Annotated in this window: 25 protein-coding genes, 1 rRNA gene and 1 riboswitch; of the genes, 4 read left to right on the forward strand and 22 right to left on the reverse strand. The window is 44.0% G+C overall.

The annotated features are described in order from the left end of the window. Position 1 precedes the first annotated feature (1 nt). Together pcrA and FS458_RS18860 are read right to left on the reverse strand one after the other, a co-directional pair. Positions 2–2,242 (reverse strand): DNA helicase PcrA, encoded by a 2,241-nt coding sequence (gene pcrA / locus FS458_RS18855; protein ID WP_144704536.1) that lies wholly within the window; start codon positions 2,240–2,242, stop codon positions 2–4. A gap of 67 nt (positions 2,243–2,309) precedes the next feature. Next, positions 2,310–3,002: a heptaprenylglyceryl phosphate synthase gene (locus tag FS458_RS18860; RefSeq protein ID WP_144704432.1), complete on the reverse strand. Its 693-nt coding sequence runs from the start codon at positions 3,000–3,002 to the stop codon at positions 2,310–2,312. Between the two features lie 154 nt (positions 3,003–3,156). Between FS458_RS18860 and FS458_RS18865 the strand changes: the two genes are divergently transcribed. Then, a complete protein-coding gene (locus FS458_RS18865) occupies positions 3,157–3,696 on the forward strand; it encodes a GNAT family N-acetyltransferase (RefSeq protein WP_144704435.1) in 540 nt (179 codons plus the stop codon). Here FS458_RS18865 and FS458_RS18870 read toward each other — a convergent pair. The 5 genes from FS458_RS18870 to FS458_RS18890 all read right to left on the reverse strand — a co-directional run bounded on the left by FS458_RS18870 (position 3,693) and on the right by FS458_RS18890 (position 8,225). Continuing rightward, the gene (locus FS458_RS18870; RefSeq protein WP_144704438.1) at positions 3,693–4,223 is read right to left on the reverse strand and encodes an NAD(P)H-dependent oxidoreductase; all 531 of its coding nucleotides are present in this window, start codon (positions 4,221–4,223) and stop codon (positions 3,693–3,695) included. The genes FS458_RS18865 and FS458_RS18870 overlap by 4 nt on opposite strands. A gap of 77 nt (positions 4,224–4,300) precedes the next feature. After that, complete coding sequence (locus FS458_RS18875) at positions 4,301–4,723, reverse strand: MarR family winged helix-turn-helix transcriptional regulator (protein ID WP_144704441.1); 423 nt, start codon at positions 4,721–4,723, stop codon at positions 4,301–4,303. A gap of 364 nt (positions 4,724–5,087) precedes the next feature. Continuing rightward, entirely contained in the window at positions 5,088–5,393 is a 306-nt protein-coding gene (locus FS458_RS18880) for a YerC/YecD family TrpR-related protein (RefSeq protein ID WP_066242834.1), read from the reverse strand. 17 nt (positions 5,394–5,410) lie between these two features. Beyond that, positions 5,411–6,427 carry a DUF3048 domain-containing protein gene (locus FS458_RS18885; protein WP_144704443.1) on the reverse strand — a complete coding sequence of 339 codons (1,017 nt, stop codon included), beginning with the start codon at positions 6,425–6,427 and terminating at the stop codon, positions 5,411–5,413. 49 nt (positions 6,428–6,476) lie between these two features. After that, positions 6,477–8,225, reverse strand: coding sequence for an adenine deaminase C-terminal domain-containing protein (locus FS458_RS18890; RefSeq protein WP_144704446.1), 1,749 nt, complete (start codon positions 8,223–8,225; stop codon positions 6,477–6,479). A 92-nt stretch (positions 8,226–8,317) separates the two neighbouring features. On the opposite strand from FS458_RS18890, the gene FS458_RS18895 reads away from it, so the two are divergent. From FS458_RS18895 to FS458_RS21305, 3 genes are read left to right on the forward strand one after another with little or no spacing between them, the layout of a single operon-like run. Continuing rightward, entirely contained in the window at positions 8,318–8,578 is a 261-nt protein-coding gene (locus tag FS458_RS18895; protein ID WP_144704449.1) for a YgaP family membrane protein, read from the forward strand. Positions 8,579–8,596: 18 nt separating this feature from the next. Then, the gene (locus FS458_RS18900; protein WP_144704452.1) at positions 8,597–9,868 is read left to right on the forward strand and encodes an MFS transporter; all 1,272 of its coding nucleotides are present in this window, start codon (positions 8,597–8,599) and stop codon (positions 9,866–9,868) included. 59 nt (positions 9,869–9,927) lie between these two features. Next, positions 9,928–10,032: an EYxxD motif small membrane protein gene (locus FS458_RS21305; protein ID WP_328086095.1), complete on the forward strand. Its 105-nt coding sequence runs from the start codon at positions 9,928–9,930 to the stop codon at positions 10,030–10,032. Here FS458_RS21305 and purD read toward each other — a convergent pair. The 15 genes from purD to rrf form a co-directional block, all read right to left on the reverse strand. After that, positions 10,010–11,278 (reverse strand): phosphoribosylamine--glycine ligase, encoded by a 1,269-nt coding sequence (purD, locus tag FS458_RS18905; protein WP_144704454.1) that lies wholly within the window; start codon positions 11,276–11,278, stop codon positions 10,010–10,012. The genes FS458_RS21305 and purD overlap by 23 nt on opposite strands. A gap of 269 nt (positions 11,279–11,547) precedes the next feature. After that, positions 11,548–13,086 carry a bifunctional phosphoribosylaminoimidazolecarboxamide formyltransferase/IMP cyclohydrolase gene (purH, locus tag FS458_RS18910; protein WP_144704457.1) on the reverse strand — a complete coding sequence of 513 codons (1,539 nt, stop codon included), beginning with the start codon at positions 13,084–13,086 and terminating at the stop codon, positions 11,548–11,550. Beyond that, the gene (gene purN / locus FS458_RS18915) at positions 13,083–13,673 is read right to left on the reverse strand and encodes a phosphoribosylglycinamide formyltransferase (RefSeq protein WP_144704460.1); all 591 of its coding nucleotides are present in this window, start codon (positions 13,671–13,673) and stop codon (positions 13,083–13,085) included. Before purN ends, purH begins: the two co-directional genes overlap by 4 nt. Then, positions 13,670–14,710, reverse strand: a complete 1,041-nt coding sequence (gene purM, locus FS458_RS18920) for a phosphoribosylformylglycinamidine cyclo-ligase (protein WP_144704463.1) — start codon at positions 14,708–14,710, stop codon at positions 13,670–13,672. The genes purN and purM overlap by 4 nt, the downstream gene beginning before the upstream one ends. 14 nt (positions 14,711–14,724) lie before the next feature. Beyond that, complete coding sequence (gene purF / locus FS458_RS18925; protein WP_066399607.1) at positions 14,725–16,143, reverse strand: amidophosphoribosyltransferase; 1,419 nt, start codon at positions 16,141–16,143, stop codon at positions 14,725–14,727. Further along, positions 16,119–18,350, reverse strand: a complete 2,232-nt coding sequence (purL, locus tag FS458_RS18930; protein WP_144704466.1) for a phosphoribosylformylglycinamidine synthase subunit PurL — start codon at positions 18,348–18,350, stop codon at positions 16,119–16,121. The genes purF and purL overlap by 25 nt, the downstream gene beginning before the upstream one ends. Continuing rightward, positions 18,334–19,017: a phosphoribosylformylglycinamidine synthase subunit PurQ gene (gene purQ / locus FS458_RS18935; RefSeq protein ID WP_144704469.1), complete on the reverse strand. Its 684-nt coding sequence runs from the start codon at positions 19,015–19,017 to the stop codon at positions 18,334–18,336. Before purQ ends, purL begins: the two co-directional genes overlap by 17 nt. Beyond that, the gene (purS, locus tag FS458_RS18940; RefSeq protein WP_066242802.1) at positions 19,014–19,268 is read right to left on the reverse strand and encodes a phosphoribosylformylglycinamidine synthase subunit PurS; all 255 of its coding nucleotides are present in this window, start codon (positions 19,266–19,268) and stop codon (positions 19,014–19,016) included. Before purS ends, purQ begins: the two co-directional genes overlap by 4 nt. After that, complete coding sequence (purC, locus tag FS458_RS18945; protein ID WP_144704472.1) at positions 19,256–19,978, reverse strand: phosphoribosylaminoimidazolesuccinocarboxamide synthase; 723 nt, start codon at positions 19,976–19,978, stop codon at positions 19,256–19,258. Before purC ends, purS begins: the two co-directional genes overlap by 13 nt. Positions 19,979–20,307: 329 nt before the next feature. Then, on the reverse strand, positions 20,308–21,600 hold the full coding sequence (gene purB, locus FS458_RS18950; protein WP_144704474.1) for an adenylosuccinate lyase: 1,293 nt from the start codon (positions 21,598–21,600) through the stop codon (positions 20,308–20,310). After that, positions 21,597–22,751, reverse strand: coding sequence for a 5-(carboxyamino)imidazole ribonucleotide synthase (gene purK / locus FS458_RS18955; RefSeq protein ID WP_391503412.1), 1,155 nt, complete (start codon positions 22,749–22,751; stop codon positions 21,597–21,599). The genes purB and purK overlap by 4 nt, the downstream gene beginning before the upstream one ends. Beyond that, positions 22,744–23,229 (reverse strand): 5-(carboxyamino)imidazole ribonucleotide mutase, encoded by a 486-nt coding sequence (gene purE / locus FS458_RS18960; protein ID WP_066390815.1) that lies wholly within the window; start codon positions 23,227–23,229, stop codon positions 22,744–22,746. The genes purK and purE overlap by 8 nt, the downstream gene beginning before the upstream one ends. A gap of 105 nt (positions 23,230–23,334) precedes the next feature. Further along, positions 23,335–23,437, reverse strand: a riboswitch (purine riboswitch). An 83-nt stretch (positions 23,438–23,520) separates the two neighbouring features. Further along, positions 23,521–23,724, reverse strand: a complete 204-nt coding sequence (locus FS458_RS18965; RefSeq protein WP_066390814.1) for an NETI motif-containing protein — start codon at positions 23,722–23,724, stop codon at positions 23,521–23,523. 3 nt (positions 23,725–23,727) lie between these two features. Next, positions 23,728–24,255 (reverse strand): DUF2179 domain-containing protein, encoded by a 528-nt coding sequence (locus tag FS458_RS18970; RefSeq protein WP_066390813.1) that lies wholly within the window; start codon positions 24,253–24,255, stop codon positions 23,728–23,730. 558 nt (positions 24,256–24,813) lie between these two features. Further along, positions 24,814–24,884, reverse strand: a 5S ribosomal RNA gene (rrf, locus tag FS458_RS21320); the annotation flags it as partial.

Below are 24,884 nucleotides of genomic sequence, written 5' to 3' on the forward strand. Positions count from 1 at the left end.
CTTACGCTTTTTCAATCGGGGCAAATTTAGCAAGCAGTCTTTTCACACCTACAGGCTGCGGAAACGCGATGTCGAGTTCCATTGAATCTCCTGAACCACGCATGCTTACAACGGTTCCTGTTTCCCATTTACGGTGTTTGACTTTGTCGCCTACTCTCCATTCCAGTTTCTCCCCACCAGAAGATTGATAGACAGGTGTAACCATTTTCTTTTTCGGTGCCATGAACGATGGCGTAGCTCCTCCACCCGAGCGAGCACTCGCTCCCCACGGCACAGATGGTTTCTCTTTAACTTCGGTTTCGATAAGATCTTCTGGAATCTCAGCGATAAAACGAGATTCCGGATTTGTCGTCGTACGTCCATAAAGGGTACGCATTCTAGCATTTGTTAAGAATAATTCTTCTTCTGCACGTGTGATCCCAACATATGCAAGACGACGTTCTTCTTCCATCTCATTCTCTTCAAAAAGAGCACGGCTATGCGGGAATACCCCTTCTTCTAGACCCATCAAGAAGACCATCGGAAACTCCAGACCTTTTGCAGAGTGAAGGGTCATCAGTACGACAGATTCTTTCGGCTTATCATCTGCTGCATCTTCGTCGAGCTTATCAATATCTGCAACAAGTGCAAGATCAGTTAAGAACGCGATCAATGATTTATCATCTTGTTTCTTTTCAAAGTCTTGCGTAACAGAAATAAACTCGTCGATATTCTCTAAACGGCTTTGTGCTTCGATCGTTTTCTCAGCTTTTAGCGCATCACGATAGCCCGTCTTGCTAAGCACTTCTTCTGTTAGTTCAGTCACAGAAAGAAATTCCTGCTGACGCGTCCAGTTCGTAACAAACTCGGAGAACTCTCTTAAAGCGTTCGTTGCACGCGCGCTAAGACCGATCTGTTCCACTTCTTGAAGCGCTTGATACATGGAAAGATCATTGTTTGCCGCATACTGTGCCACTTTATCCATAGAAGACGCACCAATTCCGCGTTTCGGTACATTTACGATACGCTGAAGCGAGATATCATCATCCGGATTCGAAATAAGACGAAGATACGCTAAAATGTCCTTGATCTCTTTTCTGTCATAGAACTTTGTGCCGCCGACGATATTGTACGGAATGTTTGATTTGATCAAAACTTCCTCAATAACACGTGATTGAGCATTCGTACGATACAGGATCGCGATGTCATTATACGAACGTTTACCTGATGATACAGCTTCACGAATCTTACCTGTTACGTAATAGCTCTCACCTTGCTCATCATCGCCTTGGTAGTACGTGATGCTTGCGCCATCCGTATTATCTGTCCAAAGATTCTTTGGCTTACGGTTCATGTTGTTTTCAATCACTTTATTAGCTGCTTGAAGAATCTTTTTCGTAGAACGATAGTTTTGCTCTAATAGGATAACTTCAGCATCGTTATAGTCTTTTTCAAACGATAGAATGTTCGCGATGTCCGCGCCACGCCAGCCATAGATCGACTGATCCGAGTCCCCTACAACACAAAGGTTACGGAAACGATCCGCCAGCATCTTCACGAGCATATATTGCGCTCTGTTTGTATCTTGATACTCATCAACATGAATATATTGAAACTTGCGTTGATAGAACTCGAGCACTTCAGGTACTTTTGCGAAAAGCTGGATCGTCGTCATGATCAGATCATCAAAATCTAACGCCTGGTTCTTACGCAGTCGCTTTTCATAGCCTTCATAAACTTCCTGAACAACACCTTCAAAGTGCCCGTTCGCCACCTTCGCAAAATCGGCTGCTGTTTTTAGTTCGTTCTTCAAAGACGAGATCGCGCTTAAAATTCCACGAGGTTCGTATTTTTTCGGATCATAGTTCAAATCTTTCAATACCGCTTTTACAACAGACAATTGATCTGTCGCATCTAAGATCGTAAAGTTACGGTTAATTCCGATTCGATCGATATCACGACGCAAAATGCGTACGCACATGGAGTGGAACGTAGAGATCCAGATCTCTTCTGCTACAGGTCCTGTAATCTTTGCGACCCTTTCCTTCATCTCTCGTGCTGCTTTATTTGTAAACGTGATCGCAAGGATGTTCCATGGTGCCACTTCTTTTTCCATCATTAAATAAGCGATACGGTGAGTTAATACTCTCGTCTTACCGCTTCCCGCACCAGCCATCAATAACAACGGCCCATCTGTATGTTTTACTGCCGCTTTCTGCTCAGGATTTAGTCCTGATAATAGCTTTTCAATCATTTGATGCATACTCATTCTTCATTCACCGCCCGAACATATATTCTTGTTTTTATTCTCACTTATTCTTGAGATTTTATCAACTTTTACTCTTAACCGCTTCAACCGTTTCAATCGCCGCGTTTACATCGTCGTAAATAACGTTTCCGACAACAACTGTATCCGCAAACTCTGCCATCTCTTTTGCTTGTTCAGCCGAATGAATGCCGCCTCCATAATAGAGGATCGTGTTTTCAAGTACGCCCTTAACTTGGCGAACGATATCGACATCACCGTATGTGCCGCTGTATTCCAAATAAAAGATCGGAAGCTTAAACATTTTTTCGGCCAAGCGGGCATATGCTACAACATCATCTCCCGAGAGATCACTGTCGGCACTCGAACGTTTTGCAGCCGCACAATCTGGATTTAAGATGCAATACCCTTCTGTAAGAATCTCGTCCCAGTTCATGATGTCGCCAAATTCTTTTAATGCTTCTGTATGAAGCCCTGTAATGAAATTAGCATCCTTCGCATTTAAAACGGTAGGAATATAGTAAAAATCGAACCCTGGTGTAAGTGATTCGATATTAGATACTTCAAGCACACAAGGAACCGCATATCTGCGTATTCGTGACATAAGGTCTAACGTATTATCAAGCGTTACGCCACTAGATCCCCCAACGATAACAGCGTCCGTTCCGCTCTCACAGATCTTTTCCAGGTTACTGTCACTGATCTCTTTATCAGGGTCTAGCTTAAACACATGCTTCCATTTTCGATAATCAAACATTGTGTTCTTCCTTTCATGTTTAGAAACACCCGTGCCTGCTATTTTAACAAGCCAGTTCTGTACTTCTGCATTATAACAAAAATAAGGTTCTCACTCTATGATTCATCATGTGGAAAGATTGTGAAGTTCATACTGCTTTTTGGGAGGAATAGCTATGCTTATGTGGCATATCGACGACGAAATCATGCTAAAACAAGCAGACATTAAAGAATCAGACATCATCTATGGAATGTTAGAAAAATCACGTCATCATCTTGGACCTTGGATCAGCTGGGTCGATTATACCCAATCTAGCAGTGAGATGCGTCAGTTTATTAAAACGGTGAACAAAAAGATGAAAGAACAAACAGATGTTGTTCTTTTTATATGGTATCGCGGACAAGTAGCAGGCTCTGTTGCTCTATATGATATTAAGTGGCACAACCAGTCAGGTATGCTTGGCTATTGGGTAGGATCAGGATTCGAAGGTCATGGAATCGCACAACGCGCTGTAAAAGGAATGCTTATGTACGCCTATTACACGTTGATGCTGAATCGTGTGGAGCTGCGTGCTGCGGTTCAAAATGAAAAAAGCATCAAGCTCGCCCGCCGACTAGGCTTCCAAGCAGAAGGCGTTGTCAGGCAGGCAGAATGGATACGCGGAAACTGCCGCGACCAAGTCCAGATGAGCTTGATGAAGAATGAATTTCATTAAATTTCAGGATTTAAAACATATGAGACATAGTTCTGCGCGCTTTGTTCAACGGCTTCCTCTGACGCGCGAATTGCACTATGGAAGACGAACGGCGTGATATAACGCGTTCCGATCAAGTTAGATGTCGCTTGGAACGGACGAAGCAGTTCACTAATCGTATAGTGGTTGTGACCACCCGCTTTGTAAGAGAAGTCTGGGCCTCCTGTTGAAATAGCCAGTACTAGCTCTTTTCCATGTAATGCGTCGCCTCCAGGACCATAAGCCCAACCGAACGCTAGCACTCCATCTTGCCATTCTTTTAAAAGTGAAGGTGAGCTATACCAGTAGAACGGAAATTGTAACACGATGCGATCGTGTTGCAACAACATACGCTGTTCTTCCTCAACGTTCACTTTCCCATCCGGATACAGATCGTAAAGTTTTCGAACGGTAACATGGTCCTGTTTTTCTATTTCCTCAGCCCATCTTTTATTTACTGTAGAGTTTTTTAGATTAGGATGTGCGATAATTACTAATGTACTTTTCATTAATGAATCTCCTTTATGAAAAAATATTAAATTTCATTTGCTTGTACAAACAACTTAATCGGTAAAGAAGAGAGCTCTTATGATTCGAGCTGCCCTGCTGCTAGATGTGTTGCTTTTGTGAGTGCTTTTCCTTCTTCGTCTCCTAATAGATCCGAGTATGTTCGGTAAAGATCTTTCCAAGCTTTTTCGAGATCTGTTTGAATTTCCGTTCCTGCTTTTGTCGGATGGATGTGCGACATCTTGCCTTGCACTTTACGCTCTGCAAGTCCCTTTACAACAAGCTTGTCCACGAATCTTGTGATCGTACTTGGTGTCATGTGAAGTTCTTCCGCCAATTCCGATTGAGAGATTCCTGGTTTGTTGTTCACGAGCATCATCATAAAGCCATGAGTAGGCGTAATTCCTGTCGGTCGAAAAGATTCCTCAGCCATTTTGGAAATAACGCGAGAAAGCTTGTTCACAGTAAAATATAAGCAGTTTTCTAGATACTTTTCGGGCATTTTAGCACCTCTTTTACATCGTTAATGTTGTTTGTACATACAAATATAAATTGTAGTGTGATTTCTGTCAATATTTTGAGTCTATAAGGGTGCTTGGCTGCCGCCAAGCTTACAATACTAGTCCATTTAGTGTTTTACAGAGTGGTAAAACTACCGTGCTGAGCTCCAATCCTAAAGTTTTTGCTCTTAATCCACAAGTTTGGGTGCTCAATCCACGAGTTTTAGCGTTGAATCCAAAAGTTTTTACAGTTTATCCACGAGTCTACAATCCTCGACATCTATCGACAGCCTAATAACTACTCCGACTACATACACAACCCACACAAAATACAAAAAACCCACCCTCAGGCAGGTTTTCTTCTCATTATTTCGCTTCTTCCTCTTCATGAACGCGGTCGAGTACCATCGCGTATGCGTCGTTTCCAAAGTTCAAGCAACGTTTTACACGAGAGATCGTTGCGGTACTTGCTCCCGTTTCGCTCTCGATCTTGTGATAGGTTTTTCCTTCACGAAGCATGCGCGCTACTTCAAGTCGCTGCGCCAAAGATTGAATCTCGTTCATCGTACAAAGGTCATCAAAGAATCGATAGCATTCTTCCATATCCTTCAGCGATAAAACCGATTCAAAAAGCTGATCTAGTGCTTTTCCTCGTAATTTATCAATTTGCATGAAACATGCACTCCTTTTTATTGCATCTTAACCGAATCAGTCATTCCACTCGGTACAATGTTAATCCATGTCTTTCCTGGAACAAACGCTCCACCGTCCGGAACGATTCTTCCGTTTTCGTTTTTCCACGAAATGTTTTGCGCGACACCATTCTGAATCAGAATCGCATCTCCGCCTGACGTTAAGTTGATCTCTCGTCTGCCGGCATCATCGATTACACGGTGAGCCGCTTCAACAATGAATACATTGCTAACCGTAATGGGTGTTTCGGTCTCACGATCTATCGTTGGTTCATTGTTGCTGCTTCTAGCGTACGTCTTCTTCTTAGTAGAGTAAGTGAATTCTACTGTTTCTCCGCCTGGATAAGAGATATTAACCTCTTTTGCAGGTGCACCTTCTAAATTTTTAGCACTCTCACTAGTTAAAAATGAAAGCATATCCAGATCACCTGATTGCTCAGCACCAATCTTCTCCATCCCTTTTTCAATATTTTCATAAGTGATGTAAGAGTTATGAGGCGCTTTTCTAAAATCAGCTCGATTGAAAAGAACACCATCGTAATCCATTCCGTTTAGGTGATCAATCGTTCCGCTATCGAGAATCTCTCTAGCTTCAGGACTGAATCCGTGTGCCACGAATAAAGCATTGTAGCCACGTGAGAGCTCGATATAATAATCTCTTGCGCTGCGAACCGGGCCTACTACTTCTGGCATTTCACTTTGGAAGATCGCCAAAAAGCGAGTAAGTTCTCCCTCAGCTAATACTTCGTAAACAATATCAGCTTTATGAAGTCCAGATTGCGGTCGTGCTTTTGGGTGGTTGTTCACCATGACCGAAACTGCGCGATGATCTACCTCTTCATTCGTACCCAAGCCAGTGAGTGAATAAACAGAAGAAAACTCCTCTTTTTTTGAATCCGTCGCTTCAGCTTTATCTACTTTACCTTCTTCTAATACTTTATCTCTTGCGTCTTTACATGCAGACAGCGTTAATACCATCATGATCGACATCAAGATGACGTACCACTTTTTCATTGGGCTCACTACCTTTGTATCGTATTATTTTGCCCAATCCTTTTCTATATTAACGCATAATCGAAGGAAAGAGTAACCCTTTCTTTTTAACATCGTAAATGCCTCTTTGCGTAATGCGGATGTATGGCAAGTGTGTGGAAGAGAAAAACAAAAGCGAATAGATTGGATCTTCGTATTGGTAGCCTCTTTCTCTTAATGCGTTCGTTAATCTTTTCTCTTCTACCACTAGTTCTTCTATACTAAGATTCGACATTCCTCCCGCTAAAGGAAGTTTTATCTCAGCGACAATCTCGCCTCTCTCCGCAAGAACGATGCCTCCGCCGACTTCTTTTAAGCGTTCGAACGCCACAGCCATATCTTTTTTGCTTTTTCCGATGATCAGAAGATCTCCCGTATTGGAATACGAGCTCGCAAAGCCATACAGATTTTTCGCAAAACCCTTTACGACCGTATTGATTCTCCACTTTCCTTCTTTATCGATCAGCATTAAGAAACACTCGTCTGATTCTCCGTTAATCTCTTCAGAAAAAGGATTGATCGATACATTATATGGCCGTGTGATGACACTATTGTACATTTCTATACCAACGAGACCAGAAAACTGAAAATCCTCGTCTTGAAGGTCCCATGTGATCTCTCTTTTTAGGATACCATGACCTTCCCAATCAAATTGAAAATCACGATCGGCACTAACATCCTTATCGTCACGCTTCATCCATTTTCCTTTTGCCAAAACAGATTCAGGCAGAGGATTTGTTACGTCATCTAAAATATTTAAATGTGCGACTCGCCCTGCGGCAACCATACCGAAGAGGTGATCCAGACCATAATATCTAGCCACGTTATAAGAGACCATCATATACGCATCCACTGGATCAAGCCCTGCTTCAAGCGCGATCTGCAGCATCTTATCGGTAACCCCTTCTTCATAAAAAGCAGGTGTGGATCCGTCAGTCGTCATAAAGATTCTTTCATAGTTCGTGATGCCTTCTTCTTTCATCTGACGTAATAATTTCGGCAAATCTGGACGAATCGAAGAATAACGAAGCGACACTTGCAGACCAGCATTCAATCGTTCCATCACCTCTGTCCCTGTCATCGCTTCATGATCACAGTCCACACCGAGCAACGTCATCGCAGTTAAGGTCTTTTCAGAAGCCCCTGGCAGATGTCCCTCGATCTTCTTACCCGCTTTCTTCGTCTTCAGCATCCAATGCAATAGCGTATCATCACCATGAAGCACTCGCGGCCAGCTCGTTAACTCCCCGCCTTGTAGGACATATGGGCTCTCGAGCAGCTGCCTCACACTTTTTTCCGAAAAATAATTCTCTTCTTCTAAGAGTTCTGTTTGTGCGTCATAACGGCACCACCAAAAGAAATTAGAAGGCAGATCGTTCACGTCTTCCATAAAAGAAAGCGCTTTCGAAATGTTCATTTCAAAAAGCAGCATAAAGTTGTCGGCTAAAAATACGGACGTTCCACGCTGCAATGCATATCGCGAGAGCGACTGGGGATTATAAAGTTGGAACGGATGACAATGAGGTTCAATATATCCCGGCACAACAAACTTACCTTCTAGATCAGCGATTTCCGTACCTGTTGTATGTTCAGGCATCTTTTCGCCTACATAGACGATGCGGTCTTCAAGGATCCAGATGTTTGCTTTTACCCATTTTTTAAGAGCTGTGTTTAAGTAAGTAGCGTTTGTTAAGACAAGCGACGGTGCCAATTCACCTTGAATGACGGCCACTTGTTTGCGCATTTGCGCTTTTGTCCAAAAAGCAATGTGTTGGTTCATGTTGGATCACCTGTCTTCTCTCTGAAAATTTCGTTTTTTCAAGAATACCATATTCATCAAGCAAATTGGTGAAAATTGAAAGGAGTATCATAATGAGACAAAATATTGGTTTAGTTAATAGCATGATTCGAATAATTGCAGGTCTAACACTGCTTTCTGTTTATACAGCAAAGCTGACAAGAAAGCCTTACAAAGAGTCATACATTCTTATGATCTTAATGGCTGCGATGAAAGTAGCAGAAGGAATCGTTCGCTACTGCCCAGTGACTGACCTTCTTCACAAAAGCAAAGAAATGAACGACATGGATCTTGGTAATATCGCGAAAGAAGGTTCGCCGTTCAACCCTTCATAAAAAGAAGGAGGCAGCACTATGCCCACTCATTCTTTACTAAAAGGCAACAGACCTCTGTTCAGTTTATTGGTCGTTGTCTTTATTACCCATCTTGGCTCGTATCTAGTCTTGCCTGTCCTTCCTATCCTCTTAAAAGTGGAAACCGGACTAACAGCGGCACAGATTGGATTTACTCTCGCTGTTATCTCGATCTTCATGCAAGTCGGAAGTGTAGTCGGAGGCGTATTCGCTGACCGTACAGGCAGACGTTTTATCATCGCACTTGGTGCTTTAATACGGGCTGGCGGGCTATTAGGTTTCGCTTATTTTTCAACCTATTCACTTGTTTTATTAACTGCTGCGATCAGCGGGCTTGGTCTTGGGCTTAATGCACCGTCCACAAAAGCATTTATTTCATCACTCGTAAAATCAGAAATGAGATCTACTGCTTTTTCATTGCGTGGAATCTTTGCGAATATTGGAATGGCCATTGCTGGATTGACCGTTTTTGCTTTATTTACAGGAAGTTCAAAACTAATCTTTATAACCGCTTCTGTTATTTATTTAGGAGCAAGCGTGATCAGCTGGTTCTTCTTGCCTGCAGGCTGTGGAGACGAAAACTGCCGAGAAGTTAAGTGGAGTGAATATCGACAAGCGTTAAAAAACATCCCCTTCCTCGTTTTTGTGATCGCGACAATCTTTGTTTGGGCGCTTTACGTACAGTTTGCACTCGTGCTCCCGCTTCGAGCTGAAAATGTCCTGTCCAATGGAAAAGACATCAGCATCATCTGGACCATCAACAGCATCACGGTCATATTAGCTCAAACGCTTATAACAAAAAATATTATCCGAAACATTCATCCCTTGACTTCTGTTGGTATAGGGGCGATCTGTATCGGATCAGCTCTCGGAAGTTTATACTTTGCAAACACTTTATTTTTCTTTGTTTTTACCGGAATCATCTTTATTACTGGTGAGATGCTGATCATGCCAACGTTGGATACGTCGATCTCACAGCTTGCGGCTGCTAGGTTTCTTGGCATGTTCTTTGGATTAGCCAGCGTTTTTACAGGGATTGGGGAAGCGATTGGAAATTCAATCGGAGGACGTTTGTTTGAGGTGGCGGATGGCGGACAAAGCGCTGTTCCTTATGTCACGTACGTGATAGCAGGTTTTGTTATCTTTATTGGGATGCAGCTCTTGCGGCGGTGGAAACCGTTGTCTATCATACAGCCACCTAAACCCATGGCAACCGCAGCTCCGAACACGGACTCGGCCACATCTCATCCCAATCCAATAAATGAAGGCTGACGAACAATGTCATCAACCATGTCCGTCAGCCCTCAATTTCAATATAGGAGGTAAGCCATATGAGTTACGAATACTTAATGGATACGGCTTTTCTTTATATCTTGCTTATCGGCGGAATCATCGCCATCTCGTTTGTGTTTATTAAGAAGAGACGTGCGAAATAGCTCGAAACCCGATATCTTTGCGATAGAATGAACCTTCGCACGTGATTTTCTTCATTTCTTTATACACGTTTTCCTGAGCTTCACTTAATGAACGTCCTTTAGAGGCTACCAATAATACCCGGCCACCATCTGTTAAAAGAGATTCACCCTCTCTTTTCGTACCCGCGTGAAATACGTTAGAGTCACCTGAAATGTTTTCTAGCCCCGTGATCACTTGAGCTTCTGAAGAAGAAACAGGGTAACCATCAGATGCAAGAACAACACCAAGTACGGATTCTTCAGACCATTGAAGTTCCGGCTTTTTGCCGTTTAAAAGGGATAAAAGCAAATTAGCCAGATCGTTTTCTAGTCGAGGCAGAATCACTTGTGTTTCTGGGTCACCGAAACGAGCGTTAAACTCGATCACTTTTGGACCATTCTTCGTTAGAATTAAGCCTGCATAAAGAATTCCTGTAAAAGGAGTACCTTCTTGTTTCATCGCAGATACGGTTGGCTGAACGATTTCTCTTATCGCTTTTTGGATGTCAGCGTCAGGAATTTGAGGAACGGGTGAGTAAGCCCCCATCCCACCTGTGTTTGGACCTTTATCCCCGTCATACGCACGTTTATGATCTTGTGCTATTTCCATCGGAAGGACAATCTCGTCATGCACGAAAGACATTAACGAAAATTCTGCCCCTTCCAAGAATTCTTCAACAACTACCGTTTCACTCGCAGAACCAAAGCGTTTGTCCACCATCAGCTCATGTAGACCCTCTTCCGCTTCATCTAAGGTCATTGCCACAATGACACCTTTACCTGCAGCAAGTCCGTCCGCTTTTAACACGATCGGTGCTCCTTGTTCTCGAACGTAAGCAAGAGCCTCATCATAATTCGTAAACGTTTTAGAAGCTGCTGTCGGTATGTCGTACTTCTTCATGAGATCCTTCGCGAATGATTTTGAGCCTTCGATTTCTGCTGCTGCTTTAGACGGACCGAAGATAACAAGGCCTTCTTCTGTGAAACGGTCTACGATGCCTTCTAGTAAAGGGACTTCGGGTCCAACGAATGTTAATCCAATTTTGTTTGTTTTTGCAAAAGTAACAAGCTCATCGATGTTGGTTTCTTTGATAGAAACGCATGTTGCTTGTTGAGCCATGCCTGGGTTTCCTGGTGCAGCAAACACTTTTGTGACGCTCGGGCTGTTGGCAAACTTCCACACAAGCGCATGTTCACGTCCACCTTTGCCGATTACAAGAACGTTCATGGTTGCTACCTCCTTTTTTAAATAGGCAGAAACGGCCGCATGGACCGCTTCTATTTATTTTTTTATATCTAAAAAACAAAGCGTTTGAAGATTTTAAGTATTTTTCATCATTGAATAGTTGATTGGAGTGCAAGGTGCGAGACTCCTGGGGGATTAGCGGGACAGGTGAGACTCTTAACAGCGCAGAGCGCTAAGAGGCTCACCGCACGCCCCCCGGAAAGGGAGCACCTGGAACGGAAATCAACACTTCCACGTAATCCTGAGTAAGATTAGTGCTTAAAGTGTCTTACGCCTGTGAACACCATCGTGATGCCGTGCTCGTCTGCTTTTTTGATCGAATCTTCATCCTTAATCGATCCGCCTGGCTGGATGATCGCTGTAACACCAGCGCGTGCCGCTGCTTCTACGGAGTCATCCATTGGGAAGAACGCATCTGATCCAAGAGCAGAACCTTGTGCACGTTTCCCCGCTTGCTCGATCGCGATTTTCGCTGCGCCAACGCGGTTCATCTGACCCGCACCAACACCTACTGTCATTTCGTCTTTCGCTAAGACGATCGCATTTGATTTCACGTGTTTTACCACTTTCCAAGCAAGCTTCAAATCTTTCCACTCTTGCTCAGTCGGCTGGCGTTTTGTAGGAATCGTCACGTTCGCATCATCTAACCCGAAAACGTCTTCCTCTTGAACTAACATTCCGCCAGAAACGGTTGTGATTTTTTTGGCGATTCCTTTGCCTTCTGTAAAATCTAATTTTAATAAACGGATGTTCTTCTTTTTCGTTAGGATCTCTAACGCTTTCACTGTAAATGAAGGAGCGATGATGATCTCTAGGAAAATCCCACTCAATTTTTGAGCTGTTTCTTCATCTATTTCTGTGTTAGCAGCGATGATGCCGCCGAAGATTGATACAGGGTCTGCTTCAAACGCACGGGTGTACGCTTCAAGGATCGTTGAGCCTGTTCCAACGCCACATGGATTCATGTGCTTAACCGCAACTACAGCTGGATCAACGAACTCTTTTACGATCGAGAGTGCTGCATCTGCGTCGTTGATGTTGTTGTACGAAAGCTCTTTTCCGTGAAGCTGTTCAGCGTCTGTTAAAGAGAGCGTGTTCTTCAGTGGCGTCGAATAAAACGCGGCTTTTTGATGAGGGTTCTCACCATATCGAAGGTCCTGTTTCTTTTCATATGTTACCGTGTAGGATTCCGGGTGTTCCTCTTCTACAGCTGCTGTTAAATATTCTGCAATCAACGCATCATAAGCCGCTGTATGACGGAACGTCTTCGCAGCAAGTCTTCGGCGCGTCTCTTCACTTACAGCTCCTGCACCATCAAGCTCATCCGCTACTGTCTCATAGTCTGCCGGATCGACAACGACCGTTACGTAGGCGTGATTTTTTGCAGCTGAACGAAGCATACTCGGTCCGCCGATATCGATGTTCTCGATCGCATCAGCGAATGTTGTACCTTCTTTTGCAATCGTCTCTTTGAACGGATAAAGGTTTACGACAACTAGATCGATCGGAGAGATCTCATTTTCTTGCATCGCTGTTTGATGTGTCTCATTATCACGGACAGCGAGTAAACCGCCATGAATTTTTGGATGTAGCGTTTTAACACGTCCGTCCATGATCTCAGGAAAACCAGTCACTTCAGAAATACCGATTACAGGAATTCCTGCGTCTTGTAACGCTTTTTTTGTTCCGCCTGTAGAGATGATCTCTACGCCGTGATGAGCTAGTTTTTCTGCAAAGTGAAGTAATCCTTCTTTATTTGATACGCTTATAAGTGCACGTTTGATCGTCAATGTAAGAGGCCTCCTACGGTGTCTTTTTGTAATAGTTTGTTGATGATGGCTGGGTATAATTGGTGTTCTGCTTTTTGGATGCGCTGCTGCAGGGTATCCTCTGTATCGCCTGGCAATACGGGGATTCTTACTTGTTCGATGATCGGACCTGTATCCATGCCACTGTCTACATAATGAACCGTTACACCTGTTTCGGCAACGTTCGCTTTTAGAGCTTGTCCGACCGCATCTTTACCAGGAAAGGCTGGCAGATACGACGGGTGGATATTGATGATACAGCCTTCATACGCTTTTAATAATACCTCACCAACCAGCCTCATATATCCTGCGAGAACGATAAATTCTACTCCATAGGATTGAAGTTCAGAAACGATTTCTTTTTCAAAATCAGCTTTTGATGCAAATGTTTTAGGCAAGAATGAGTACGTTGGAATCCCGAAGTGGCGCGCACGATCGATCACCTTTGCCCCCGGTTTATCACATACTAAAAGCTCGATATCCGCTTGAAGCTCGCCTGCTTCAACCGCGTCTACGATGGCTTGAAAGTTACTTCCGCTTCCAGAAGCAAATACAGCTATTTTTCTCATTCGATGTTTCCTCCGCCAAAGATCACGCCTTCACCTTGCTTCACGCGACCGATAATGTAAGGCTTCTCGCCCGTTTCTTCTAAAAGGCGGATGATCGGAAGCATATTTTCTTCTGAAACCGAGAGCACCATTCCAATTCCCATGTTAAACGTTGTGAACATCTCTTTCCGTGTCAGGTTTCCTTTTTCTTCGATTAGATCAAAAATTGCAGGAACCGGCCATGAACCATAATCTACTTCTGCCGCAAGACCTTCTGGCAGCATGCGAGGAATGTTTTCAATGAATCCGCCGCCTGTAATATGAGCAACACCGTTCACATCAAACTGATTGAACACTTCAAGCAACGGTTTTACATAGATGCGAGTCGGTGTTAACAGCTCTTCACCTAATGTTTTAGATAAACTTTCAATGTGTTCGTTCAGATCAAGACCTGCGTTTTCTAATAAAACTTTACGGACGAGTGAAAAACCGTTGGAATGAAGACCGTTTGAAGCAAGTCCGATCAATACATCGTTCTCGGAGATAGCAGCGCCGTTGATCAGCTTCGATTTCTCGGCGATTCCAACCGTAAACCCGGCAAGATCATACTCTTCACTGTCATACATGCCAGGCATCTCTGCCGTTTCTCCGCCGATGAGCGCACATCCTGCTTGTTCACAGCCATCCGCGATCCCACTAACGATCTGCTCAATCTTCTCAGGGTGAAGCGTGCCGCAAGCAATATAGTCCAGGAAATAAAGCGGCTCAGCGCCTTGCGCTACGATATCGTTCACACACATCGCAACCGCATCTACACCGATCGTATCATGCTTATCCGCCATGAACGCAAGCATCAGTTTCGTGCCTACTCCGTCTGTTCCGGAAATCAGCACAGGCTCTTTATGTGAGAATCCTGATAGATCGAACATCGCACCAAATCCACCAAGTCCTGCTAATACTTCCGGACGCTTCGTTCTCTGTGCATGCTTCTTGATACGATCGACCGCTTCATATCCTGCTTCGATGTTCACGCCTGCTTGCTTATATGCTTCTGCCATCGTCTTCTCCCCCTTTAAACAAGCTCTTTTTCATATGGTAAAACAGTATCTGGATAAATTTCTGTTGGATATCGTCCTGTAAAACAAGCTAAACATTGACCGCAGTTCGGCTCGGCATTCGATCGTCCGATACCTTCCATTAATCCTTCTACGGAAATAAACGATAAGGAATCAGCACCAATAATCTCGCGAATCTCATCTACCGAATGCTTAGATGCGATCAGTTCCGCACGTTCTGACGTATCGATGCCGTAGTAGCACGGATGCGCGATCGGTGGCGCTGTAATGCGCACGTGAACTTCTGTAGCGCCCGCAGCACGCAGCATCTTCACGATTCGGCGGCTCGTCGTACCGCGTACGATTGAATCGTCCACCATCACGACACGTTTACCTTCTACAATTCCTCGAACCGGCGAAAGCTTCATCTTCACACCTAGTTCACGAAGCTCTTGAGAAGGTTGGATGAACGTACGCCCGACATAGCGATTTTTAATCAAACCGATCTCATAAGGAATACCGGATGCTTCTGCATAACCGATCGCAGCTGAGATACTAGAATCAGGCACACCAGTTACAACATCCGCTTCAATCGGTGCTTCTTCATACATCTTTTTTCCGAGACTTTTACGAGCCGCATGAACGTTTATTCCTTCAATGTTGCTGTCTGGTCGTGAAAAATAAATATATTCCATCGAACACATGGAGCGTTGTACAGACGTCGAAAACGTATCAACCGTTAGTCCATCTTCATTAATGATTAAAAGTTCTCCCGGCTGCACGTCACGCACGTATGTGGCACCAACTACGTCGAACGCACACGTTTCAGAAGCTACAACATACGCATCTCCCAGCATACCTAGAGATAATGGACGCAATCCGTTCGGATCTAGTGCTACCATCATTTCGTTTTCTGTCATGACTAAGAATGCATACGCGCCTTTTAGCATCGTTAATGCGTTTTGTACTTTTTCTTTTAGAGTAAAATAACCGCTGCGCTTGATCAGGTGAGCAAGGACTTCTGTATCCGATGTTGTCTGAAAGATGCTTCCTTGTGATTCCAGCTGATGCTTTAATGCATTGGCATTTACGAGATTACCGTTATGCGCAAGAGCCAGAGAGCTCGTTTGAGAACGGAACAATAAAGGCTGAACGTTCGCAAGCTCATTGCCGCCTGCAGTGGAATACCGGACATGGCCGATTGCACCATGTCCGATCAAACCTTCTAGTTCACCTTTGCTAAACACATCGTTTACTAAGCCGCTTCCTTTATGAATGCGTAAACGCTCACCGTCTGTTACAACGATTCCTGCTCCTTCTTGTCCGCGGTGCTGCAGGCTGTGTAGCCCGTAATATGTTAGTTGTGCAGCATCGGGGTGACCCCAGATCCCAAACACACCACATTCTTCATTTAAGCCTTTGATGTCAGCAAGCATGGAATAGCTCCTTTCCAGGCGTCTTGCATCTCCTGGAGCGTGCAGGATAACAACTCTTCACCCTGCTCATTATCGATCGCTAGACCGCTCTCAGAACGTACAAAACCTATGATTTTTGCGTCTTTTACAAGCTGTTGGAACTCATCTTGATGTTCAGGTTTTACTGTGACTAAGAAACGGGATTGAGATTCTCCGAAAAGACTTCCGATCGGCTCATCTGTTAACGTTACGCTCGCTCCTACTTTTCCGTCCATTACAGACTCGGCAAGTGCAACAGATAGTCCGCCTTCTGCAACGTCATGCGCAGATTGGATCAAGCCTTTTTGAATCGCTGCTAAAAGCTCACGCTGTCTTGTTTCTTCCACTTCTAGATCGATGTGAGGCGCTTTACCAAAAATGCGTCCTTCTTTCATCTTCTGAAGCTCACTTCCGCCAAATTCAGCTTTGCTCTCACCAACTAGATAGATGATGTCGCCAGCTTCTTTAAAGCTTTGAGTCACGATGTGCTTCGTGTCTTCAATAAGCCCAACCATACCGATGACGGGTGTCGGGTAAACGGCTACACCGTTCGTTTCGTTATAAAGAGATACGTTACCGCCGATGACTGGCGTTGCGAGCTTGTTGCATGCCGCACTCATACCGTCAGCTGATTTCTCTAACTGCCAGAAGATCTCTGGCTTTTCAGGATTTCCGTAGTTCAAGCAATCTGTCACCGCTAGAGGCTGTGCTCCTGAACATACGAGATTACGAGCTGCTTCAGCAACAGCGATCATGCCGCCTACTTCTGGATCGAGATAGAGATAGCGAGAATTACAGTCTGTTGTCATCGCTAACGCTTTTTTCGTTCCGCGGATTCGAACAACTGCTGCATCCGATCCAGGTGCTACAACCGTGTTCGTACGTACCATATAATCATATTGGTTATAAACCCACTCTTTACTCGCGATCGTCGGCTGCTTTAAAAGAGATAGCAATGTAGATTTGAAGCTAGTAATCTCTGGGAAGTAGTCTGCTTGCGCTTGGAACTCACCATAATAAGCAGGTTCTTTTGATGGTTTATGATAAACCGGAGCATCTTCTGCAAGTGCATCTACTGGTACATCTGCCACGATCTCACCTTGGTGAGTAAGACGAAGGACTTGTTCTTCGATAACCGTTCCAACCGTTACGCAATCAAGATCCCATTTTGCAAAGATTTTTTCCACTTCATGCTCACGGCCTTTTTCAACGACTAACAACATGCGCTCTTGAGATTCTGAAAGCATCATCTCGTATGCCGTCATTCCTGTTTCACGCTGTGGAATAAGATCAAGGTTCATCTCGATTCCCATGCCTGCTTTACTTGCCATCTCAGCGGACGAACTCGTAAGACCTGCAGCACCCATATCTTGAATCCCAACAAGCGCATCAAAGTTATGAATAAGCTCTAGGCACGCTTCCATAACGAGTTTCTCCATAAAAGGATCGCCAACTTGAACCGCAGGGCGCTTTTCCTCTGAAGCTTCAGAAAGCTCTTCTGATGCAAATGTTGCACCGTGGATACCGTCACGGCCGGTTTTCGCCCCAACGTACATCACAGAGTTTCCTGCACCTTTCGCTTGACCCTTCTTAATGTCTTTATGGTCGATCAGACCGACACACATCGCGTTAACAAGCGGATTGCCTTCATAGGATGGATCGAACTGAACTTCTCCACCAACCGTCGGAATTCCGATACAGTTGCCGTAGCCTGCAATTCCCGCTACTACTTGCTCAAACAAATACTTCACACGCGGAGACTCTAACTCTCCAAAACGAAGCGAGTTCAGCATCGCGATCGGACGCGCTCCCATCGAGAAAACGTCACGGATGATTCCACCAACACCTGTTGCCGCTCCTTGGTAAGGCTCGATCGCTGAAGGATGGTTATGAGATTCGATCTTAAAAACAACCGCTTGACCGTCACCGATATCCACGATTCCAGCACCTTCACCAGGACCTTGAAGGACGCGCTCACCTTTTGTAGGGAACTTGCTTAGAACAGGCTTTGAATTTTTATAAGAACAGTGCTCACTCCACATAACAGAGAACAGTCCTGTTTCTGTCCAGTTAGGAGATCTGCCAATAATCTTTTCTACGAGTTCAAACTCTGAATCACTTAAACCCATCTCACGGTATAATTTTTGTTCTTTAATTTGTGAACTTGTTGGTTCATGTTGCAGCGACATAACGTTCCCTCCAGCTCTTCACAATAGATTGAAATAATTTAAGACCATCTTTGCTACCTAACAGCTCATCGACCGCGCGTTCCGGATGCGGCATCATTCCAAGCACGTTGCCTTCTTCGTTCGTGATACCGGCAATGTTTTCAACTGATCCGTTCGGATTGTTTTTATATGTGAATACGATCTGATTGTTTGCCTTTAGCTGTTGCAGCGTCTCTTCATCGCAATAATAGTTGCCTTCACCATGTGCGACCGGAACGGAGATCACTTCTCCTTTTTCATACTGAGTCGTGAAGATCGTCGATGTGTTCTCAACGACTAGCTCTTCTGGCTGGCAGATGAATTTCAATGATTCATTGCGGCGCATCGCTCCTGGAAGAAGTCCTGTTTCTAGTAAAATCTGAAATCCGTTACAAACGCCAAGAACCGGTTTTCCTTCACGTGCTGCTTTAACCACTTCTGTCATCACGTTCGAGAATTGTGCGAGAGCGCCAGAGCGGAGGTAATCTCCATAAGAGAAACCACCAGGCAATAAGATACCGTCAAATTGATTTAAGTTCGTTGCATCGTGCCAGACGTACTCAACTTCAGCGCCGAGCTCATCTTTTACAGCATGATACATGTCAGTGTCACAGTTTGATCCTGGAAAAACGATTACAGCAAACTTCACTGTGCGACAACCTCCTCCACCTCGTAGCGGTAGTCTTCGATCACAGGATTCGATAAAAGTTTAGAGCACATGTTCACGATTTTCTCATCAAGATCGTAATTCCCTTTTTGAAGCGTTAACTCCAGATACTTACCAATACGTACATCTTCAACCTCTGACTGTCCCATTTTGTGAAGCGAGCTCATTACTGCCTTACCTTGTGGATCTAATACACTCTCTCTTAATGTTACATACACCTTTACTTTGTACATGATAGGCCTCCTAGACGTTGTAGTATTTTTTCATAAGCATCTGTTAAACTTCCTAATCCCCGGCGGAATACATCTTTATCGAGTTTCTCGTTCGTTTCTGCATCCCATAAACGGCAAGTATCAGGAGAAATTTCATCAGCGAGCATAAGGTTTCCGTTAGCATCTGTTCCGAACTCTAGCTTAAAGTCGACGAGCTTTACGTTCTTTTGAACAAAATAAGAAGTGAGCACTTCGTTGATCTGAATCGCTTGTTCTGAAATCTGACTGAGTTGCTCTCGCGTTGCCAAGTTCATGATGTCTATATGTTCTTCCGTAATAAGCGGATCGCCGAGGTCATCGTTTTTGTAATAAAATTCGACGATCGTGCGTGGAAGAATCTGACCTTCAGGAATTCCCGTACGCTTTGATAAAGAACCAGCCGCGATGTTGCGGACAACCACCTCTAAGGGGATGATGGTCACCTTCTTCACGAGTTGTTCGGTTTCGGATACTCGTTTTACGAAGTGGGAGTCGATTCCCTTCTCTTTGAGAAGTTCAAAAAGGATAGATGAGATCTCGTTGTTCAGTCTTCCTTTTCCTGCGATCTCGGCTTTTTTCTCGCCGTTGAACGCTGTTGCTGAATCTTTGTAGCTGACCCAGACGATGTTCTCGTCTGTTGTGCGGTAGATGCGTTTTGCTTTTCCTTCGTATAGCTGCTCTAACTTCTCCATCCTGACCCCTCCGTTATATGAAGATTCCCAATATTCAATCTTTTAAAAAAGGCAAAGAGAAAGAGAGTTCAATAGATCACTCTCTTTTTAGTTGAAGTACTTCTTAAAAGCTTTTGTAGTATGACATTGTTGTCGTTGAGAGAGGTTGATTTCCGTTTCAGGCGCTCGCTTTCCGCGGGGCAGGCGGTGAGCCACATTCGTACGTTTCACGTATAAGTGTCTCACCTGCCCACCTGTCCCGCAGGAGTCTCGCACCTTGCACTCCAATCAACTTGTCAATGAAGCGTTCCTAAAACAACAATCTTTAAAGATCCTTTTAATAAAACCCTTTAAAGCCCTAATCTGTCGAAGATTGTGTCTACGTGTGACAGATGATAACTGTAGTCAAAGCATTCAGAGATTTCTTCAGGTGTTAATTTTTCAGTAATTTTTTGTTCAGCTTCTACTAATGTTCTGAACTGTACGCCTTCTTCCCATGCTTGCATCGCTTTTGGCTGCACTGTGTCGTATGCTTCTTCACGTGCCATTCCTTTGTCGATCAATTTAAGAAGGACGCGCTGTGAGTAGATCAAACCGTACGTGCGCTCCATGTTGCGTTTCATGTTCTCTGGGAACACGGTTAAGTTCTTGATGATGTTGCCAAAACGGTTCAGCATGTAGTTCAGTGCGATTGTTGCATCTGGTAAGATCACACGTTCAGCTGATGAATGAGAGATATCACGCTCATGCCATAGGGATACGTTCTCATACGCTGTCATCATGTAACCGCGGATTACACGAGCAAGACCTGTCATGTTTTCAGATCCGATCGGATTACGTTTATGCGGCATTGCCGATGATCCTTTTTGACCTTTTGCAAAGAACTCTTCTACTTCACGCGTCTCACTCTTTTGAAGACCGCGTACTTCTGTTGCGAACTTCTCGATGCTCGTTGCGATAAGTGCCAAAGTTGACATGTAATGAGCATGACGGTCACGCTGCAATGTTTGCGTTGAGATCGGCGCGGCTTCAAGTCCAAGCTTTTCACACACATATTTTTCAACGAACGGATCGATGTTCGCATACGTTCCAACGGCTCCAGAAATCTTTCCGAAACGAACCGTATCAGACGCTTGCTTGAAGCGCTCCACGTTACGTTTCATCTCTTCGTACCAAAGAGCAAGCTTCAATCCGAACGTTGTCGGCTCAGCATGCACTCCGTGCGTACGACCCATCATAACGGTATATTTATGTTCTTTTGCTTTTTCAGCAAGAATCTCAACGAAACGATCTAGATCTTTCGCTAAAATGTCGTTTGCTTGTTTAAGTAGATACGATAGAGCTGTATCTACTACATCTGTTGAAGTTAGTCCGTAATGTACCCATTTGCGCTCTTCACCAAGTGTTTCAGATACCGCTCGCGTAAACGCAACAACATCGTGGCGTGTTTCTTCTTCGATCTCTAGGATTCGGTTAATATCAAAAGACGCGTTTTCGCGAAGCTTTTTCACGTCTTCTTTCGGAATATCTCCTAGTTCTGCCCAAGCTTCACAAGCTAAGATCTCTACCTCAAGCCACGCTTGATATTTATTTTCGTCCGTCCAGATCGCTCCCATTTCAGGGCGTGTATAGCGTTCAATCATTGTGTTACCTCCGTTTTGTTATCACTTAAAAATAGTGCGGACACTCTTTCTGCTTTTTCTAGTGCCTGTTCAATCGTATCACCTAAAACCGTGATATGCCCCATCTTTCGTTTCGCTTTCGCTTCTTTCTTTCCGTACAGATGAAGTTTCGCTTCTCCTAAATTTCCTATCTCGCGTAACACAGTCTCATGATGTTCACCTAATATGTTGATCATCACGGCTGGTTTTATTAATTCTGTATTGCCAAGCGGCCAGTTGCATACGGCGCGTACATGCTGATCGAACTGTGAAGTCTCACACGCCTCGATCGTGTAATGCCCAGAGTTATGCGGGCGTGGCGCGAGTTCGTTCACATAAATCGTACCGTCTTTTGCGACGAACATCTCTACGGCAAGCGTACCAACAAGCTCTAATTCCGTTGCGATTGACCCCGCTAGGAGCTTTGCTTGATCCGCTGTTTTGTTCGTGATGCGTGCTGGCGCGATCGTTTGATGCAGGATATTCTCTCTGTGTATATTCTCTGCGATCGGAAACGATTTAACCTCACCGCTCACACTTCTCGTTATGATTACGGATATTTCTTTTTCAAAGTCAACCCAAGCTTCCAGCACACAATCTGTCTCTTTTTCTAAAAGTGTTGCTGCAATCTCAAGATCACTTTCTTGCTTGATCACAAACTGCCCTTTTCCGTCGTAACCGCCTCTGCACGTTTTTAATACAGAAGGGTAACCCAATTCTTCCACCGCACGTTGGAGTGAACGAAGATCGGTCACTGGACGATAGGGAGCTACAGGAACCCCTGCTTTTTGTAGCGTTTCTTTCTCTTTTAAACGATGCTGAGTGACAGAAAGAAGACGGCTTCCCTGAGGTAAGTTTGCGTTCTCTTCCAACCAGTTCGCACTCTCTGCATCTATGTTTTCAAACTCGTACGTGACGACATCACTTTGTTCTGCAAGCTTCTTGATGCCTTCTCGGTCATCATAAGCTGTTGTAATTTGATAATCTGCAACTTGCCCGCATGGTGAATTCTCACCTGGTTCTAAAACAACAACGTTCAATCCCATCTCACGAGCGCTCAACGCCATCATGCGGCCAAGCTGCCCTCCGCCAAGTATACCAAGTGTTTGTTGTGGTTTTATCGTCTTAAACAAGAAGCTCACTACTTTCGATCGCCAATTGTTGTGCTGTAGCACGGCGTTGTTTTAAACGTTGTTTGACTCCTTCATCATGTACGGCTACCATCTGTGCGGCTAGAAGTCCTGCATTTGCTGCACCAGCCTTCCCGATCGCAACTGTCGCGACAGGAACACCCTTTGGCATCTGAACGATGGATAACAGTGAATCCATGCCGTTAAGCGCTTTGGATTGAACCGGAACACCGATTACAGGCAGGATCGTTTTTGCTGCGACCATACCTGGCAAGTGAGCTGCTCCGCCTGCTCCAGCAATGATCACTTCAATCCCTCTATGCTCTGCTTCTTCTGCGTATTGAAACATGAGATCCGGTGTACGGTGTGCCGAAACCACCTTCTTCTCGTAAGCTACTTCTAGTTCATCTAATAGGTCACACGCTTCTTTCATTGTTTCCCAATCTGAAACACTTCCCATGATCACGCCAACTTTAGCCATGGTAGCCTCCTTATTGTCAGAAAATATAAAAAAGTCCAGTTGGTATGCTTCTCCCTAATATGAGAGAAAGCAGCCAACTGGACATACGTATCCGATAAAAATAGACAGAAAGATGCTTTCCCTCATAGTCTGATGAAATAACGGTCATCAGGTAGAGACTTACGGGCCATATCCCCGAAATTATATGAGGGCTTTATTCTTCTGGTTTTATTGTAGCAATGATTGTTTTGTTTTGTCAACAAAAATCGAACATTAAGTTGTATATCACATTTAATGTTCGTGTTTTGGTCATTATTGAAGGAGTTTGCCTTCAAATACAATTCGTTGTTCCTTTACTTCTGGTTCCATTCTGCCGTTTCGTTTCACTTCATGGAAAACGGGCTCTTCCATACGTCTTACCGGTGTATAGCCCTCATCGGCCATACGATCCAGACAATCCGAGATCGTTTCTCCTGCTTCAACAGCAAACTTCTTTTTAGAAGGTTTCTTCTCCATCTGTTACCTCCTGATACCCTTAACCCAAAATCCACCATGAAACGCTTTAGGTTCATGTGAAATAATAAACGCCTTCGGATCTAAATCCTTTACCGTATTATATAGGTTCATTTCTGATTTACGTGATGTTAAAATCTCCATCATCAAACGCTGTCCTTCACGACCTTCTGCAAGCCAGTTCGTAACACCATACCCTTTGTTGCGAAGCTCGTTTGGCAAGCCGCCTTCGAGATTTGTCGTAATTACGTTAACAGTAGTATATCCAAGTGCAAGCTTTTCTTCAATCTTCATTCCTACTAAAACACCAATTCCATAACCAACCGCATACGCAATTAAGTTTTGAATCTCATTCAAGTTATCAAGAACAAGCCCGAGGCCGACCACATAGATAATGACCTCGAACACACTAATAAAGGCAGCCAAGTACCTTTGTCCTTTCAACGTCAGGATCATCCTGATCGTAAAAAACGATACATATACAATATTGATCAATAAAATGATCCCAACCATGACGAACGCATTATCTAACATGATGGCAAGCCTCCCAAGGTGAAAAATACTTCGTTAAGGATAACACTTTTTGGACAAGTTGGAAACTGGAGAATTGATGCAAAAACAGTTGTGGTTTTTAGGGAAGTTTAGTAGGAAGTTTGGCGGATGCCAAAGTTTCCTTTTTGGGTTTGAATACGAGGCTCGGCGTAATGCCGAGCTTACTTTATAGATTGAATTAAAGCTTGGCAGATGCCAAGTTTCCTTTTTGGATGGTTTTAAGCTCAGGGTTAGGGGTGGGAATATGGTAAAGACTTATAAATATTTTTGAGGACTTATAAACTTTGGTGAAGACTTATAAAATTTTTTGAAGACTTATAAATTCATTTGAGGACTTATAAATGTTAAGGCAAGTTAAGTTAGACTTTATTTCTTTCATAAAAACTCTTTATTTATATTCCGAATGCACTGTTTTCAGCTTTCAAATGATTTCAAAGTTTATACTTCTAGCTATTTATTAATAAAAAGGTAAAGAGAAAAAGCAGTTTTTTTAATACAAAAAAAAGATGGAACGAACATAAAGTTCGTCCCACCTTCTTTGCCTAGCAACGTCCTACTCTAACAGGGGGAAACCCCCAACTACCATCGGCGCTAAAGAGCTTAACTTCCGT

The sequence above is a fragment of the Fictibacillus phosphorivorans genome (assembly GCF_007673525.1).
In the GTDB taxonomy this organism is placed as follows: Bacteria; Bacillota; Bacilli; order Bacillales; family Fictibacillaceae; genus Fictibacillus; species Fictibacillus phosphorivorans_C.

Excerpts from the sequence above, each read along its gene's own strand:
- purN (WP_144704460.1), bottom strand. The coding sequence starts at position 13,673 with ATGAGAAAAATAGCTGTATTTGCTTCTGGAAGCGGAAGTAACTTTCAA.
- FS458_RS18965 (WP_066390814.1), bottom strand. The coding sequence starts at position 23,724 with ATGGAGAAGAAACCTTCTAAAAAGAAGTTTGCTGTTGAAGCAGGAGAA.
- FS458_RS18900 (WP_144704452.1), top strand. The coding sequence starts at position 8,597 with ATGCCCACTCATTCTTTACTAAAAGGCAACAGACCTCTGTTCAGTTTA.
- FS458_RS18885 (WP_144704443.1), bottom strand. The coding sequence starts at position 6,427 with ATGAAAAAGTGGTACGTCATCTTGATGTCGATCATGATGGTATTAACG.
- FS458_RS18880 (WP_066242834.1), bottom strand. The coding sequence starts at position 5,393 with ATGCAAATTGATAAATTACGAGGAAAAGCACTAGATCAGCTTTTTGAA.
- purE (WP_066390815.1), bottom strand. The coding sequence starts at position 23,229 with ATGGCTAAAGTTGGCGTGATCATGGGAAGTGTTTCAGATTGGGAAACA.
- FS458_RS21305 (WP_328086095.1), top strand. The coding sequence starts at position 9,928 with ATGAGTTACGAATACTTAATGGATACGGCTTTTCTTTATATCTTGCTT.
- pcrA (WP_144704536.1), bottom strand. The coding sequence starts at position 2,242 with ATGCATCAAATGATTGAAAAGCTATTATCAGGACTAAATCCTGAGCAG.
- purM (WP_144704463.1), bottom strand. The coding sequence starts at position 14,710 with ATGGCAGAAGCATATAAGCAAGCAGGCGTGAACATCGAAGCAGGATAT.
- purD (WP_144704454.1), bottom strand. The coding sequence starts at position 11,278 with ATGAACGTTCTTGTAATCGGCAAAGGTGGACGTGAACATGCGCTTGTG.
- purL (WP_144704466.1), bottom strand. The coding sequence starts at position 18,350 with ATGTCGCTGCAACATGAACCAACAAGTTCACAAATTAAAGAACAAAAA.
- FS458_RS18870 (WP_144704438.1), bottom strand. The coding sequence starts at position 4,223 with ATGAAAAGTACATTAGTAATTATCGCACATCCTAATCTAAAAAACTCT.
- purS (WP_066242802.1), bottom strand. The coding sequence starts at position 19,268 with ATGTACAAAGTAAAGGTGTATGTAACATTAAGAGAGAGTGTATTAGAT.
- purF (WP_066399607.1), bottom strand. The coding sequence starts at position 16,143 with ATGCTTGCTGACATCAAAGGCTTAAATGAAGAATGTGGTGTGTTTGGG.
- FS458_RS18865 (WP_144704435.1), top strand. The coding sequence starts at position 3,157 with ATGCTTATGTGGCATATCGACGACGAAATCATGCTAAAACAAGCAGAC.
- purB (WP_144704474.1), bottom strand. The coding sequence starts at position 21,600 with ATGATTGAACGCTATACACGCCCTGAAATGGGAGCGATCTGGACGGAC.
- FS458_RS18875 (WP_144704441.1), bottom strand. The coding sequence starts at position 4,723 with ATGCCCGAAAAGTATCTAGAAAACTGCTTATATTTTACTGTGAACAAG.
- FS458_RS18890 (WP_144704446.1), bottom strand. The coding sequence starts at position 8,225 with ATGAACCAACACATTGCTTTTTGGACAAAAGCGCAAATGCGCAAACAA.
- purC (WP_144704472.1), bottom strand. The coding sequence starts at position 19,978 with ATGGAGAAGTTAGAGCAGCTATACGAAGGAAAAGCAAAACGCATCTAC.
- FS458_RS18895 (WP_144704449.1), top strand. The coding sequence starts at position 8,318 with ATGAGACAAAATATTGGTTTAGTTAATAGCATGATTCGAATAATTGCA.
- FS458_RS18970 (WP_066390813.1), bottom strand. The coding sequence starts at position 24,255 with ATGTTAGATAATGCGTTCGTCATGGTTGGGATCATTTTATTGATCAAT.
- FS458_RS18860 (WP_144704432.1), bottom strand. The coding sequence starts at position 3,002 with ATGTTTGATTATCGAAAATGGAAGCATGTGTTTAAGCTAGACCCTGAT.